14 protein-coding genes are annotated in these 15,822 nt (G+C 42.8%); 13 read left to right on the plus strand and 1 reads right to left on the minus strand.

The genetic code is table 11. The features are described from left to right. Positions 1 to 80 precede the first annotated feature (80 nt). The 4 genes from AAV90_RS12425 (at position 81) to AAV90_RS12440 (ending at position 5,858) form a co-directional block, all read left to right on the plus strand. Positions 81 to 2,543, plus strand: coding sequence for a sigma 54-interacting transcriptional regulator (locus AAV90_RS12425; protein WP_052729781.1), 2,463 nt, complete (start codon positions 81 to 83; stop codon positions 2,541 to 2,543). 286 nt (positions 2,544 to 2,829) lie between these two features. Next, the gene (locus AAV90_RS12430) at positions 2,830 to 3,588 is read left to right on the plus strand and encodes a cyclase family protein (RefSeq protein WP_046499685.1); all 759 of its coding nucleotides are present in this window, start codon (positions 2,830 to 2,832) and stop codon (positions 3,586 to 3,588) included. 11 nt (positions 3,589 to 3,599) lie between these two features. Further along, positions 3,600 to 4,364 carry an SDR family NAD(P)-dependent oxidoreductase gene (locus AAV90_RS12435; protein WP_046499687.1) on the plus strand — a complete coding sequence of 255 codons (765 nt, stop codon included), beginning with the start codon at positions 3,600 to 3,602 and terminating at the stop codon, positions 4,362 to 4,364. 75 nt (positions 4,365 to 4,439) lie between these two features. Further along, positions 4,440 to 5,858, plus strand: coding sequence for an MFS transporter (locus AAV90_RS12440; RefSeq protein ID WP_046499689.1), 1,419 nt, complete (start codon positions 4,440 to 4,442; stop codon positions 5,856 to 5,858). 252 nt (positions 5,859 to 6,110) lie between these two features. Here AAV90_RS12440 and rpsT read toward each other — a convergent pair whose 3' ends face one another. Next, a complete protein-coding gene (gene rpsT / locus AAV90_RS12445; RefSeq protein ID WP_046499691.1) occupies positions 6,111 to 6,386 on the minus strand; it encodes a 30S ribosomal protein S20 in 276 nt (91 codons plus the stop codon). Between the two features lie 488 nt (positions 6,387 to 6,874). Here rpsT and spoIIP point away from each other — a divergent pair, with 488 nt between their 5' ends. The 9 genes from spoIIP to AAV90_RS12490 all read left to right on the plus strand — a co-directional run bounded on the left by spoIIP (position 6,875) and on the right by AAV90_RS12490 (position 15,819). Beyond that, on the plus strand, positions 6,875 to 7,873 hold the full coding sequence (gene spoIIP, locus AAV90_RS14225) for a stage II sporulation protein P (RefSeq protein ID WP_207642067.1): 999 nt from the start codon (positions 6,875 to 6,877) through the stop codon (positions 7,871 to 7,873). A 6-nt stretch (positions 7,874 to 7,879) separates the two neighbouring features. After that, the gene (locus AAV90_RS12455; protein WP_046499692.1) at positions 7,880 to 8,182 is read left to right on the plus strand and encodes a hypothetical protein; all 303 of its coding nucleotides are present in this window, start codon (positions 7,880 to 7,882) and stop codon (positions 8,180 to 8,182) included. 268 nt (positions 8,183 to 8,450) lie between these two features. Next, on the plus strand, positions 8,451 to 9,509 hold the full coding sequence (gene mnmA, locus AAV90_RS12460) for a tRNA 2-thiouridine(34) synthase MnmA (RefSeq protein ID WP_046499694.1): 1,059 nt from the start codon (positions 8,451 to 8,453) through the stop codon (positions 9,507 to 9,509). A 110-nt stretch (positions 9,510 to 9,619) separates the two neighbouring features. Continuing rightward, complete coding sequence (locus AAV90_RS12465) at positions 9,620 to 10,399, plus strand: copper amine oxidase N-terminal domain-containing protein (protein ID WP_046499695.1); 780 nt, start codon at positions 9,620 to 9,622, stop codon at positions 10,397 to 10,399. A gap of 372 nt (positions 10,400 to 10,771) precedes the next feature. Next, positions 10,772 to 12,022 (plus strand): saccharopine dehydrogenase family protein, encoded by a 1,251-nt coding sequence (locus tag AAV90_RS12470; protein ID WP_046499697.1) that lies wholly within the window; start codon positions 10,772 to 10,774, stop codon positions 12,020 to 12,022. 220 nt (positions 12,023 to 12,242) lie between these two features. Continuing rightward, positions 12,243 to 13,382 carry an acyl-CoA dehydrogenase family protein gene (locus AAV90_RS12475; protein WP_046499698.1) on the plus strand — a complete coding sequence of 380 codons (1,140 nt, stop codon included), beginning with the start codon at positions 12,243 to 12,245 and terminating at the stop codon, positions 13,380 to 13,382. A gap of 82 nt (positions 13,383 to 13,464) precedes the next feature. Beyond that, complete coding sequence (locus tag AAV90_RS12480; protein ID WP_046499700.1) at positions 13,465 to 14,751, plus strand: FAD-dependent oxidoreductase; 1,287 nt, start codon at positions 13,465 to 13,467, stop codon at positions 14,749 to 14,751. Continuing rightward, positions 14,748 to 15,032, plus strand: coding sequence for a ferredoxin family protein (locus AAV90_RS12485; protein WP_046499702.1), 285 nt, complete (start codon positions 14,748 to 14,750; stop codon positions 15,030 to 15,032). Before AAV90_RS12480 ends, AAV90_RS12485 begins: the two co-directional genes overlap by 4 nt. Positions 15,033 to 15,066: 34 nt before the next feature. Continuing rightward, positions 15,067 to 15,819 carry an electron transfer flavoprotein subunit beta/FixA family protein gene (locus AAV90_RS12490; RefSeq protein ID WP_046499704.1) on the plus strand — a complete coding sequence of 251 codons (753 nt, stop codon included), beginning with the start codon at positions 15,067 to 15,069 and terminating at the stop codon, positions 15,817 to 15,819. Positions 15,820 to 15,822: the final 3 nt, after the last annotated feature.

The raw sequence follows: 15,822 nt of genomic DNA on the forward strand, positions 1-15,822 counted from the left end.
TCGTGAGCCCTTGGTTTGTATGGTAAAATAAAATTAATGCAATATTCGCAATAATTCTAAACTATACAGGAGTGAGAAAAATGCTCGTAGCTGAAGTCATGACTTCCAACCCAGTAGTTTTAAATCCCACTCATACCTTAAAGGATGTTGCCCGCCTTTTCCTTGAACACCATATTGACGGTGCTCCGGTAGTAGATGATACCAATAAGTTGGTTGGTATTATAACTAAAACCCACTTTTATAAAGCTATAGAAAACAATTTGGATTCTCAGGTATTAGTCGAATCAATCATGACTAAAAATGTTACTACTATAAATAAAGACAATGATGCTGAACGTTTTTATGGTAATGATTTTAGAAGACTGCCGGTAGTTGACGGTGATAAGGTAGTTGGAATGATAACTAAATCTGATATTGCGGCTGCCTATCTCGATCAGATTAAGGATGTTTCTACGGAGTTAAATACCGTTTTAGATTCGGTGTACAATGGTATCTTGAGTATAGATGAAAGTTATCATATAAGAACTTTTAACCGGGCAGCCGAGAAGATTTTTGGTATTCCTAAAGAATTTGCCCTAGGTAGACCATATGATGAGATTTTCCCTCACGGGCCTTTAGCGGAAGTTATTCATTCCGGTTCAACGGAGACTAACCAGAAATTTGAATATCTGGATAAGGTTTTGATTGCTAACCGTACGCCGATACTGGTAGATGGAAAAGTAACCGGAGCTGTAGCTGTGGTGCAAGATATATCTGATTTGGAAAGTATTACGAATGAGCTGCATAATGCCACGCAGTCAAAAGAAGGGATGGAAGCAATTATTGCGGCCTCCTTAGACAGTATATTTGTAACTGATGCTAATGCGAAAGTAGTAAGTGTTAACCAAGCTTATACCCTTATGACGGGAATTAAGGCAGAAGATATATTGGGTAAAAGCATGTATGAATTGATAGAAAAGGGCTATTACAATAGAGCTGCCGCTATAATGGTATTAGAAGAAAAACGTTCGGTTGCGTATACGGAAAGGACTTCTACCGGAAAAACAGCCTTATTCATAGGAACTCCGATTTTTGACCAACAAGGAGAAATAGTAAATGCCTTGGTTAATATTCATGATATAACCGAATTGGAAACGGTCTCAACCGAATTACAATACACAAGACAGCTAAAGGAAGAACTTGATGCAGTTATAGAAGCATCCTTTGACGGGATTTTTATTACAGATAATAAGGCTAATATTTTAAGGGTAAATGAAGCATATCTTAGAATTACAGGATTTACTTTAGAGGAACTCGAAGGCCAAAATATGTATGACCTTATAGATAAGGGTTATTATGATCAAGCTGCTTCGGTGGCCGTTATCGAAAATAAAGAACCAGTTACCTTAACCCAAAAGGTGAAGGAAACCGGAAAAACTATATTGGCTACCGGAAATCCAATTTATGATGAAGAAGGGAACATAGTCAGGGTATTAGTCAATTGCCGTGATTTAACGGAATTAAATAAACTAAAACTTGAAATAGAACAAGCCCAAAGCCTTAACCGTCATTATCAAGAGGAACTAAAAAGAGTGCTTCAGGACGGTTCGCCAACTTATATAGCTAGATCTAGGAAATCTAAAGAGTTGATGGAAATGGTAAGAAGGTTAGGACAAGTTGACTCAACCGTATTAATTCAAGGGGAGTCTGGGGTTGGTAAAGAGATTGTGGCCCAAGAGCTTCAAAAATACAGCCTGCGCAGTGAGGGGCCGTACATTAAGATTAACTGTGCAGCTTTACCCGAATCACTCTTAGAATCCGAACTTTTCGGTTATGAGCCGGGGGCTTTTACCGGAACTTCTAAAAAAGGAAAAGTAGGTATTTTCGAACTGGCTAATAAAGGTACTTTATTTTTAGATGAGATTGGTGAATTCCCTCTAAAACTTCAGGGTAAACTTTTGCGTGTTTTGCAGGAAGGTGAAATTACCAGAATCGGAGGAAGTTACCCAATAAAAATTGATGTGCGGATAATCGCTGCAACTAACCGGAACTTGTATGAAATGGTAGAAAAAAATGCGTTTAGAGACGATTTATATTATAGATTAAATGTAGTGCCCCTGCAGGTTCCTCCCCTAAGGGAGCGGAAGGAAGAAATCCCCGAATTAATAAATTACTTTGTAGATCTGTTTAACAAAAAATATAATTTGGACAAATCATTAGACCATAATCTAATAAAGCATATGATGGAATATAGTTGGCCTGGTAATGTCAGGGAATTAAAAAACCATATTGAGAGAGCCTTAGTTACCTCCAGTGAATCTATAATAAGTGAAATGGAGATACCCGGACTATTAATAACTGAAGAGAATATAGAAAAACCAGGCTTGGATACCAATTTTCATATTACTTTAAAAGAGGCTGTAGAAGCTTACGAGAAAGAGTTGCTAGTGAAATATATAGCTCGTTATAAGTCTACTCGAAAAACTGCGGCTGCCTTAGGAGTAAGCCAAACCACGATTTGGCGTAAAGCCCTCCAGTATGAAATAGACCTGCAAAAAGAATAATAGCGTCACCAAAAAGAAGCGCCCGTCACCAAAAGGTGTCGGGCGCTTCTGCCTTGATTTCGTGAATTTTTTCCTAAACTCTGATAATGCGTAACAAATATGCGTCGCTGGTCTGCGTGTCTTTGAAAGTATAAATGAGAATTCCCCCAAGAAATCAATAGTTTCTCCTAGCCTTAATAATTGGCATGGTTATTGCTACTTATATTATACAAAGTAGTCCCCATATTAAAATGAAAGGAGAGAACATACCTAATACTTTAATTATTTTTTTGGGAGGAATTTTCAAATGTCGAACAACAATTTGCCAACTAGTGTTATTGAAATGTTTGGGAAAAAGTTAAATTTTTTAGATTTGGGTAAGGATGTTGGCCCTGATGTACCTGTCTATCCCGGTCATATGAAAACTTCATTCTGGTGGCATAAGACCCATGAAGAAACTAAATTTAGCTTAGGCGAATCTAGTAATTACCCCTATGGTTTTGGAGTAAAGGGTATAGTTACTTGTGACCATACTTCTACACATGTTGATGCAGTTTACCATTTTGATCCCAGCAAATCGCATCTATCCGTAGATAAAATTACTTTACCGGAATTAATAACCCCGTCCGCATGGATTGACTTATCTTTTGTAACCGGACGTACTCATATAACTTTAGATGCAGTAAAAAAAGGGTTAGATGCGGCTGAAGTAACATTAAAACCAGGTATGAGCTTACTCTACTGGACTGGAATTGAACCATATGGGGAAACCGATGCCCAGTATTATTTAAGCCAATATCCCGGATTAAATAAAGAAGCAACTACCTGGCTTTTAGATCAAGGGCTAGTAAATATTGGCACTGACGCAGCTAGCTTAGATACCCCTGCAGACATTGATTACCCTAACCATACTGTTCATGCGGAAAGAGAAATAATTCATACGGAAAGCTTAGTGAATATTACTAAGATACCTAAAAAGAAAGATTTCTACTTTGCATTATTCCCGCTTAAATTTGTAGGATTAACCGGCAGTCCCGTTAGAGCATTTGCTATCTGGGAAGACTAGGAGGAATGAAAATGTCTGACCTTAAGGTGGATTTGACCGGGAAGGTAGCAGTTGTAACTGGTGGCGGCAATGGTATAGGCCGGGCCTGTGGTATTGCCTTTGCCCAATCTGGTGCAGCGGTTGCCCTTGCTGATTTATCCGAAGAAGCTTTAACTTCAGCTAAACAAGAGATTGAAGCTTTAGGTGGTCAATGCATAACTTATGTTTGTGATGTAACTAATAAAAAGCAGATTGATGACATGATGGATCACATTTATGATACCCAAGGGCATATTGACATCCTGCTTAACTCAGCCGGAATAAATATTCAACAGGTAGCCCATGAGGTTACGGAAGAAGCATGGGACAAGATTATGAATGTCAATGTTAAAGGGACCTTTTTTTGTTGTCAGGCAGCCGGCAAAAAAATGATGGAGCAGAGATATGGCAAAATAATCAACGTTGGCTCAGCCATGTCGGTAGTGGGATACGTAAAAAGGGCAGCTTATTGTGCCAGTAAAGGAGCCGTTGCCCAATTTTCCAAAGTATTAGCCGGAGAATGGGCACCGTATAACATTACGGTTAATACCGTGGCCCCTACTTTTATAAATACACCTTTTACAGAGCCTATGTTTAAAGACGCCGAATTTAAGGCTGATGTTGAAAGCCGAATTTTGCTAAATCGTATCGGTGAGGTACGTGATGTTACTGGTACGGTGTTATATTTAGCTTCCAGTGCCGCTGATTTTGTAACAGGCTCGATGGTTATGGTTGACGGGGGCTGGACGGCCTGGTAATAATGTTCAACCCAGTAATAATCAAATCAAGACAAAAAGCTTCGGATGCTATTGAACGTAGTAAGGAGGAATAAAATGGCAAGGCATACATCGAAACTGATTACTACACTTGACGAATCCCAGCTGACCGGGAATCATATTAGGGTTATTAGTGCCGCTGTCTTAGGAGACATGTTGGAATTTTTTGATTTGGCCCTTATCAGCTTTGTTATTGCATTTATCGCTGTTCCTTGGGGACTTACTTATACCGCGTCTGCCAGTATTTTGCTCGCTGCGGGGTTTGGATCCATTATCGGTGCGATAATGTTCGGCAATATAGCTGACAGAGTAGGACGACGACCAATTTTTATGTTTACCATCATATTTAGCGGGGTAATGACGGGACTCATGTTCTTTACCCCGGAAGGTAATTGGATATATCTGGTGGTACTTCGCTTCTTCGTTGGTCTGGCTTTGGGCGGGTTATATTGTGTTGATATGCCCTTGGTTCAGGAATTCGCACCGGCCAATTACCGTGGCCGGGTAGGTGGGATAGTAACCGCTTTTATTCCGATTGGGACCTTGCTGGCCAGCACCAGTGCCGCCTATTTAAGGCCGTTTATAGGCTGGAGAGGTCTTTTTCTAGTGGGATTGATTCCGGCCCTTCTGGCTCTGCTAATTCGAGTTTGGGTACCAGAGTCCCCCCGTTGGCTTATCCGTAACAAGAAATATGATGAAGCTGCTGCAGCTGTGGATTGGGTTACTAAAGAACACCATGACTTCCGCGATGTCAGAGAAGTGGGCGAAGAATGGATTGACGATCTGCCTGCCCAGCCTCAGGTTAAGTTCAGCGAACTGTTCAAGTATCCCCGTAGTGTTATCATTAGCTGGGGAACCAATATTTGTCAACAGACGGGCTACTCTTTGTTTACCATGTGGGGACCAGCTTTGTTAGCCATGGTTATCGGCAGGACTCCTGCAGAAGCAGCCAAACTATTTATCGTTGTTACTTTAGGTGGTTTTATTGGCAGATGGTTCTGGTCTTTCATGTCTGACCACATTGGTCGCCGTGTTAGTGGAATGATCCTGGGGGTTGGCGCAGCGGTGATGTTGTTATTTGCCATATTTAATACCGGAAACTACATCGGTGGGGTCTCCGTATTTTGGCTATGTATGATCGGTATTTACTTCTTTGCTGATGGCGGCTATGCTTTGGTAGGACCTTATAGTTCCGAAGTTTGGCCTTCCAATTTAAGGGCAACCGGCATGGGTTCTGCATATGGCATGGGTGGTATCGGTAAACTGGTTGGACCGGTTATAGTAGCTTTATTTGCCGGTTCATCCAACCTGGTTAGCCCTAAAGCTACCATTGAAGCTATTACCCCGGTTTACCTGTTCCTGGCAGTATTATTTTTAATCCAGGCAATACTTTTCTTCTTTGCTCTTGAAACTAAAGGCAAAAGCATGGAAGAAATTGACGCTGAATTGGAAGCAGCTAGAATGGCAAAAGCTTAATTATTGGAGTTTTAAAAAGTGCATATCTATTAAACGTCTAAGACGGGCATTATGTCTGAGACTGTCAATGAACCCCTGCTACATTATTTATATAGCAGGGGTTTAATATTAAAGATCAGCCAAGGGGACAGTACGAGACCACTGAAAAAGTATCCTTGGCTGGTGAACGAAAAACGGCATAGCCGTAACATTACAACTATGCCGTATTTTTAATTAAATTTCTTTTGGCCGCTTTAAAAGATAGGTGTTTTACTATTCAGCTATTGTGTTCATAGCGTTAAGTTTTTTGGCTAAAGCGGATTTTTTGCGGGCAGCGGTGTTTTTATGGAGTACACCTTTAGATACGCTTTTATCAATCAGGGAGGTTACTTTAATCAAGTTTTCCCTGGCTGCTTCAACATTATCAGCGGATAAAGAAGCCTCATAAGCTTTGACGGAAGTTTTTAATTTGCTCTTGTAGGCTTTGTTTCTGAGACGATTATCCTCTGCTATACGGGCTCTTTTTGCGGGAGTTTTACTTTTTGCCACCGTTTCACCTCCTTGGATATGTAAAGCTAACAGAAATACTATAGCATTATGTATTTTAAAATGCAATATCAGACTTGATAAAGTCATTTCTACTAAAAGGCACCTCAAGAGACAAAGTAAATGCGACTCAGCCAAGAGCACCCTATGGGGGACTCCTGACGTTGTCGCTACCGTCATTTTAAAATAGCAATTAAATTGATTCAGTGTTATTTATAGTATTTAGTGCCTTCCCGTTTTTCAAAAAACTTTCGGTTAAAGCCCGAGTTATATAGGTCTATTTAAATTTAAAGCAGCACAACCGCATACCCGCTTTAAGTTCTAAGCCCTCCCGGTATGCCATAAGATAAATCAGAAGCAGACATACACTTTTTTTGATGCGCCAGATCTTTGGTACGGGTTAGGGGATAATTGCGGGTGAGGTGAGCAGGATGAGGCGTAGGAATGGGTATTTATTTTTAAAAGGAATTGTATTTATACAGCTTTTTTTATTGACAGTTGTTTTAGGACTTACCGTTGATCTAAATGGCGGCTTTTTAAATTCCTGGAGTAAGGCTCGACCTTTAAATCTGCTGCAGCCTTTGGGTATTATTAATATTAACGAAGATCAGGCGGAACAGCTTGTGCAGGAAAATAGTCTGCTTTTAACTGGTAGTGCGGGGCTGATTAAACAGTTAGGATGGGTTGATCTGAGTTCCGATAATATGGCTCAAAACATGATCGGTTCGCAAATTCAGGTTCTGGCTTATACCGGGTTGCAAGAAAAGAGCCAGGAATATGGAAATGAAGATCCCAGTAAAACCGAGGCTAATAATCCGGTCAGCCAAGATTTCGGACGGGATGGTATCGAAACGGCAGATCCGGTTGATACGACCATTTTTAATGGTAAGACAATCTGCTTATACTGTACCCACAGCGCGGAAACCTATATTCCCGACAGCGGACAGGCACGTGTAGATGGCCAAAGGGGTCTGATAAACTCAGTTGCCCAAAAGATTGAGCAGGAACTTAAAGCTAAAGGTATAGATGCCCAGTATATAAACACCATCCACGATTTTCCGGATTATAACAGTAGTTATACTAACTCGCGGGCTACTGTCAAGAAATTGCTGCAAGATAACAATAATATTATGGCGCTTCTTGATATTCACCGGGACAGTATTCCTGGAGCAAGCACAGCCCCTACTATAGAAATTAAGGGTAAAAAATCTGCCCGCATATTGATTGTGGTAGGAACCGATGAAAGAAAACCACATCCTAACTGGAAAAAGAATTTTCGTTTTGCGCAAAATCTGTATGTGCAAGGTGAAAAAATGTATCCGGGTCTGATCAAAGGTATTACCACCAAAGCGGGAACCTACAACCAAGAATTTCATTCGAGCGCCTTGCTTTTGGAATTCGGTAGCGATTATAATACTCTGGAAGAGGCAAACTATGCGGCTCGCTTGTTTACCGAAGTTCTGATTCAGGTATTAAAGGAGGATTTTTAAGGCGCAATGACGAGACTACTTCGGTCGGTTATGATACTTGTTATAATCATTCTGATAATCGCGGGGTTGAACACGAGTAATCAGGGCAACAATATTTTGACCGCGGAGGCCCGCAAATCAGTTTTTAGTATCAAAATTGTGGACAAGAACCTTGAAGTTGTCGCTTTAGGTGAGGAATATACGTATTCCGGCCGGGAATTAATACAAGATAACCGGCAAGCCATATATAAAGCCCAAAAACTGCTGCACTCAATCAGCAACTACTTTAAAAGGATATGGACGATATTTAAAGTGCTGGTTTTGGAATAGAATCGCAAAAACGGGAGGTCTGCCTCCTGTTTTTTAATTAGCGAGATAATTTTAAACACTCAATAGACCAAAACTACACCGTGGGAACTGATTTTCGCGGCTCATTAGCATGGGGGTATTTAGACTACGCCATTGGGAAAAAACAGTAATACCCGACAACTAACTAAATAAAAAAATGAAATTTTGTGTCAACCGGGTAATCGGCGTCTATAATAAAACCTAACGGCGCACTGGCGGTTTGATATACAAGATGATGAGGTGATAGGTGATGGAGAGAAACAAAGTATTGGTTGCGATGAGTGGCGGAGTGGATAGTTCGGTAGCTGTTAAACTACTGCTTGATGCCGGATATGACGTAAGCGGCGCAACATTGCAGCTAATGCCTGATGATAATCTTAAATCCAAAGCTTTTTCTGCAGTAGAGGATGCACGCCGGGTTGCGCAACAACTAGGTATCAAGCACTATGTTTTCAATTTCCAGGAACGTTTTGAAAAAAAGGTTATTGACTATTTTTGCGCTGAGTATTTGACGGGACGAACACCCAATCCTTGTATAGCCTGTAACCGATTTATTAAATTCGGCGATCTTTTGCAGCAGGCATTATCTATGGGAATGGATTATTTGGCAACCGGTCATTATGCCCGCGTAGAATATGAAAAGGAGCGGCAGCGTTATGTACTTTACAGAGGCCGGGATCGCCGCAAGGATCAAAGCTATGTCCTGTATAATCTTAAACAAGATCAATTGGCCCATGTGCTATTTCCTTTGGAGGGGTACGAAAAATCTCAGATTAGGCATGTGGCTGATGAATTGAATCTGCCGGTAGCCCAAAAACCTGAGAGTCAGGAGATTTGCTTTGTGGAAGATGATGACTATATTAGGTTTCTTCGCCAGCGCAAGCCCGGCTCAATCCTGCCTGGGCCAATATTAAGTACCCATGGGGAAGTGCTGGGCTATCATGAGGGGATTGCCCATTATACCATAGGTCAGCGCCGCGGTTTAGGCTTGGCCAGGGGCTATCCCATCTATGTTGTAGCCCTGGATGCCGAGCGCAATGCGGTAATAGTTGGTGACCAGGATGACGTTTTTTCCCGGGGATGTACCGCCAGCAATGTTAATTGGGTTGCTTTTGACAGACTTGAGGAAGAACTCGAGGTAGAAGCCCAGATCAGATATACGGCCCAACCGGTGCCGGCAGTCGTGCGCAGCGAAACCAACGGAAATGTGCGGGTGGATTTTAAAGAACCGGTTCGAGCTTTGACACCCGGACAATCCGTAGTGTTTTACAAAGACGCTATGGTTTTAGGCGGAGGAATCATCGAATAGGGGAGGCGCAAAAAGTTTGTAGAAAGCACATCAGACTGCCGCTGCTTTCTTATCATATCTTGACTGCGGAGATCATAGATTGTGGTAAGCCCTTAGAAAGGAGATGCGGTATGTTTAAAAAACCGGTCGTTTTAACCCTGGCCATTATTTTTTTGATGGTTTTTACCTCCGCAGCTCTGGCAGTGCCGGTGGGAGTGATTATAGAAGGCCCCCAGGACGAGTATCCTCGATATCTGGAATTAAAGATACCGGCCAGTATTGAAAACGGACATACCCTAATCCCTTTGCGCACCGTTGCTGAAACACTTGGTTTTAAGGTAAAATGGCACGCCGACAGCCGTAAAATAATAGTTCATGGAAACCAGCAGGTGATTGAAATGCAGATCGGCAATAACCAAGCATTGGTAAACGGTGATTCCATTAAAATTGACCCGGCTCCTTATTTGTTGATGAATACAACCATTGTACCGCTGCGCTTTTTGGCAGAAAGCCTGGGTTATTCAGTTGCCTACAGTGATTTTTGGCATGAAAAACAGGTTGATGTTTATATTACGCCTTATACATTAATTTCCGATGCAGAAATTGCTCAAATAAACCAAACCAATTTTAAAGAAATACCCTGCGTAGAACCCGCCCCCGGAGGCAATACTTACTATATACTTAAAAAAAGCGGCATAACCCCAGGGGGAATCCGCCTAGGAGCATCAATACAGGAAGTTTTGAAAGTATACGGCGTTCCTCGTGCCCCGCAAAGATCATGGCAATATGCCCGGGATTGGTCGGGTGTACTAAACTACTGGGGTACATTCATTCCCCAAAGCGGCAGCGGAACCTGGATCGATTTTGAATTCCGAAAAGGACGCCTGGTGAATATGAGTATTAACCGGTAGGTTTACGTATAAAAAATGATACAGACAACTTAGATAGGTGTGGATTTGCTCCTCCAACCATATAGGAGCGGGGATTTGGCGGTTAAAGATTTTATTATCTATCATTTTACTTGACGGACTCTCCGGGATGTCTTATGATGGTCTTAGACAGGATTCGACAACACAAACACATATAATTGGTTAATTTCGATTGGGTCAGGGGTATGCAGGCAACATACTGCTGACAATTTTTATACCTCAATTTGTGAAAAAAATATCAAGCATAGCTTAAAGCAGCATATTTTTTTCCTTTGAGGGGAAAAATATCTGGACTTAGTCTCAAGGCCACAATTATGTTAGTTTCAAAAATAAACATAAAGGAGCTGGATAGTTATGCGTATTGTAATTATTGGCGGAGCTGGGGAAATGGGTTCGGTTGCGGTCGAATACTTAGCCACAAGACCTGAGTGCAGTGAAATCGTAATTGCTGATTACAACTACGATGCGGCCGTCCAACTTAAAGATCAATTGGCTAACCCCAAAATAACGGCAGCCCAGGTTGATGTGACTGACCGGCCTAAGCTATTGGAAGTAATCAAAGGGGCTTCTGTAGTGATGAACTTTGCCGGGCCTTTTTACAGATTGGCGCATTATGTTGTCGAAGCAGCTATCGAAGCTAAAGTTAATTATGTGGATGTTTGTGATGACTATGATGCCACCCGAAAACTCCTTGGATATGATAAGGCCGCTAAGGAAGCAGGTGTTAGCATCCTTATCTGCACAGGCGCTTCACCTGGAATTACTAATCTGTTTGCCCGTATCGGTTCTGATTGGCTCGATGAAGTAGAAGAAATCCATACCGCTTGGGCAACGGGAGATACGGGAGATGGACAGGGAGAAGGGTCGGAAGAAGGGGCGGCTGTCTTGCTGCACTTGCTGCATGCCTGTGCGGGAACCGTGCCATCCTTCCAGAACTCCGAATTTGTAGAAGTCAGACCTATGAATGATGCCGGGGAATTAACGGTGACATTTCCCGACCCATTAGGAAAAGTAACGTTTTACGATATCGGTCACCCCGAACCTATGACTATCCCATACTTTATCAACGGGGTCAAAACAGTTACCAATAAAGGTTCAGTCATGTCCTATACCAAACTGATTAAGAATATAGTAGATCTGGAATTATGGAGGGAAGAACCAGTTAAAATCGGCAACGCATCGGTATCTCCGGCCGATTTTATCGTAGCATTTCTGATGCAGAATCAACATCTGATGCAGTTTGAAGCCCCAATCGGTGCGGGCGGGATGTATGTCTCGGTAAAAGGCACCAAAAACGGCGCACCTAAAAAATTTGAGCTCATGAGAATCAGCTCCCAATCAATGGGCGAATCAACTGCTATCCCTACCGCGGCCGGCGCATTGTTACTCGGCGCAGGCAAAATCACTCAAAAGGGAGTTATTGCCCCGGAATGTATAGAACCGGCTCTGTTTATTGAAGAACTGGCGAAAAGGCCGGATCCTCCCACCCAGTACAACAGCGGCTTGATTATTAGGGAGGTTTTAGAAAACGGTGAATTAAAAGTAATCAGCTCAGGTAAACCAATGATTGAACTGTTGGATGTAATAAAATCCAGAGACTTATAAAATAGAATTAACTTAGTAAAATGGGAAAAGCTAATATTAAGCTTTTCCCATTTACTTATTGAAGTCAAAATTTGTCTACTTAGAGCTAAAAATATCTTGAAAAAAATGTTTAGGTTAAGTTATGGTTGTGTTATAATGTAACCAATAAAATAATACTAATACGTAATATTGGTATTCATAAATTTGACCTGACTAAAGTTAGAAAGGAGCGATTAGGCAGATGGATTTTGGATTCACTAAAGAGGAAGCGCTGTTACAAAAAATGGCCCGGGAGTTTGCCGAAAAGCATATTGAACCCCTGGCAGAAAAAATTGATCAGGAAAACGAGGTGCCCAAAGAGATTTTGGAAGGTTTGGCGGAACTGGAACTGTTCGGGGTGCCTTTCCCTGAGAAGTATGGAGGAGCGGACGGAGGATATGCAGGCTATGTTTTGGCCGTAGAGCAGATTGCCCGTTGTTCGTCCGGGGTCGGAATGATTATGTCAGCCCACACCTTGTCGGTAGGGGCCATAGGCGTATTTGGAACAGAAGATCAAAAGAAAAAATATATGCCCCCTTGTTGTCAAGGTAAACAGATAGCTTCATTTGCATTTACCGAGCCTGGAACCGGTTCTGATCCCAAACAAATTACTTCTACAGCGGTAAAAGACGGTGATTCCTATATTTTGAATGGAACTAAACGTTTTATATCTAATGCCAACTTCCCGGGGCCGATTGTAATTTTTGCCCGGGAATCTGAGTCCAATGAAATTACGGCTTTTATCGTTGATAAATTCTGTGAAGGCTATTCCATCTCCGAGCCTTGGAAAAAGATGGGCATGCATGGCGGGCCTTTGTTGGATGTATATCTGAAAGATGTCCGCGTCCCGGCTGAGAATGTACTCGGTCAGATTGGCCAGGGTTATCCTATTCTCCAGATGGGTATCTCTTTTGGCAAAGTAGGCGTAAGCTCATGTGCTTTAGGCGGAATGCTGGCAGCTTACGAAGAAGCCTTAAAATACGCCAAGGAGAAAACCCACCGCGGTGCACCCATTGCAAAATTCCAGGCTATTCAGCTAAGAATAGCAGATCTGGCTATGAAATACGAAGCTTCCCGCTGGTTGACCTATCGTCTGGGCTATCTGGCCGATAACGTAAAGAACCCAGCGGTATTTGCTAAAGAAGCGGCTTTGACCAAAACAGTAGTTTGCGAAAATTCGGCGGATGTGGCCCGTATATCCCTGGATGTGCATGGTTCATATGGTGCCATGGAAGACTACAAGATATCCCGGCTGTATCGCGATGCCATCATGGGTCCTCAGATTGAAGGGGTTACAGATATGCAGAAGATGATTATCAGCGGGGTGATTTTGAAGGGTTAAGGTTAAAATAATATAGGAACCCGTAAAGGGTTCCTTTTTTAAAAACCATCTGCCATATGCCATATAGAAAGGTGTGCCGAGGATGGAAAAAGATTTTGATGCCATTGTAGTTGGCGGAGGATTGGCGGGGTTAGCCGCCGCTTATACCATAGCCGATGCCGGATTGGAAGTACTGCTTTTAGAGAGAGGCGACTATTCGGGAGCCAAAAATGTAACCGGCGGTCGCCTGTATTTGAACCCGGTGCGGGAAATGTTTCCAGATTTATGGGAAAAAGCTCCCTTGGAGAGATTTATTGCCCATGAAGAATTAAGCATTATGGATAAGGAACGCAGTATTACCGTGCGCTATGATGGTGCTGAGTTGGTTCAGGCACCATACCAGAGCTATAGTATATTAAGGGGAAAATTTGACCGCTGGTTTGCCAAACAGGCTGAAAAAAAAGGCGTAGCTATTGTCAACAAGAACCGGGTCGATGATTTGATTATTGAAAACGGAAAAGTTGAAGGGGTACGGGCCGGAGGTGAAGATCTGACCGCCCATGTTGTTGTTGCTTGCGATGGGGTTTTGTCTTTGTTGGCTGAAAAGGCCGGCTTGCGCAAACCGGGTGTGCCCCAGGATCATGCGGTGGGATTTAAGGAAATAATTGAGCTGGATCGCACCACTATTGAAGACCGCTTTAACCTGGAAGGGGATGAAGGAGCGGCTCGCCTTTTCATGGGAGAGGTGACCCGGGGTAAATTCGGCGGAGGATTCCTGTATACCAATAAAGAGAGCGTCAGCCTAGGTATCGTGGTGGGTATTAAAGATTTAATGGAAGAACCCATGGTACAAGCCCCTGACTTACTAGATGCTTTTAAACTCAGGCCGGAAATAGCCCGTCTCATCAAAGGGGGCGAAACGAGCGAATATTCAGCCCATGTAATCCCTGAAGGAGGTTACAACAGCCTAAGCAAACTTTACGGATCGGGTATTCTCTTGGCTGGAGATGCGGCCGGTTTTTCGATGAATATCGGGGTTACCGTGCGGGGGATGGAATATGCCCTGGCTTCAGGCTATTATGCTGCCCAGGCAGTTATAAAGGCTAAGGAAGCCGATAACTTCGAGTCAGAAACCCTGGCGGTTTATGAAAAACTGCTTAATGAAAGTTTTGTAATGACTGACTTCAAGAATTTTAAGGATGCTCCCCGGGTAATGGAGAATCCTCGCTTCTTCCAGCATTATCCGCAGCTGGCTGGCAACGTGATGAAAGATCTTTATGAGGTTCCGGCTGGTTCTAAGGCTAGGATTTATCCGACTGTCAAAAAGTATTTGACCTTCGGTGAAATGTGGGCCATGTTCAAGGACTTCAGGGGGGTAAAGAAAATATGAGTGAACTAATGGGATTAAAAGCCAAACTAGGCTTGGATGTTTTTAAACATGATAAGGAAGCTCACATTAAGATTAAGCCAGGCATGGAAAAAGACCCCCGCTTAAAAAGAGCGGTTTGGGTATGCCCGGCCGGCTTATACAGCGAGAATGATCAGGGTGAAGTGGAGCTTACCATAGATGGTTGTCTGGAATGCGGAACCTGTAGGATAGCCTGCGGGATAGAGGTTTTGGAATGGAATTATCCCAACGGCGGCTGCGGCGTTCAGTTTCGCTTTGGTTAAATTCCTATTTAAATAATTTTTAAGGAGGGATGGCATGAATATAGTTGTAGCCATGAAGCAGATACCAGATTTGCAGCAGGTGAGGATTCGTAATCGGCAGCCGGTATTCGAAGATGTGCCCTATACCCTGGGCAACATAGATAAGAATGCCCTGGAGGCAGGTGTCGCTTTAAAAGAAGCCCTTGATGCCAAATTGATTGTAGTATCAGCAGGCAATGAGGAACTGGAAGATACGATAAAAGAGGCTCTGGCCGCAGGTGCCGATGAAGCCTATTTGGTGATTGACGATTCTTTGGACAATATTGCCAGCGATACCAGTGCCACACTTATTGCCGCTGCCATTAAGAAAATAGATGATGTCGGGATAATTCTTTTCGGTGAAGGCAGCGGGGACAACTATTCCGGACAGGTAGCGTCCCGGGTAGCTGAGATCCTGGAACTGCCGGAAGTAGGTTATGCCAAAGAAATTGAATTAAATGGCCAATCACTGCGGGTTACCCGTTCACTGGAAGAAAGTGAAGAATTGGTCGAAGTGGAACTGCCGACTGTTATCACCGTAGTATCGGAAATTAATGAAGCCCGTATTCCGGCTGTAACCCAGATTCTTAAAGCCGGGAAAAAACCAAAAGAGGTAGTATCTCCCCATGAGTTGGAAATTGCAATTGGCTCAGTTCAGGTTACTACCTTAAGCAACCTGGCACCGGAAACCGATCGCAAGCAAATCGTGGTCAAGTCGGTTGATGAACTGGTCAAGGCCCTCACCACTGAAGGCCTAATCGGGAGGTGATAA

This window comes from Syntrophomonas zehnderi OL-4, from assembly GCF_000983115.1.
Classification (GTDB): Bacteria; Bacillota; Syntrophomonadia; order Syntrophomonadales; family Syntrophomonadaceae; genus Syntrophomonas_B; species Syntrophomonas_B zehnderi.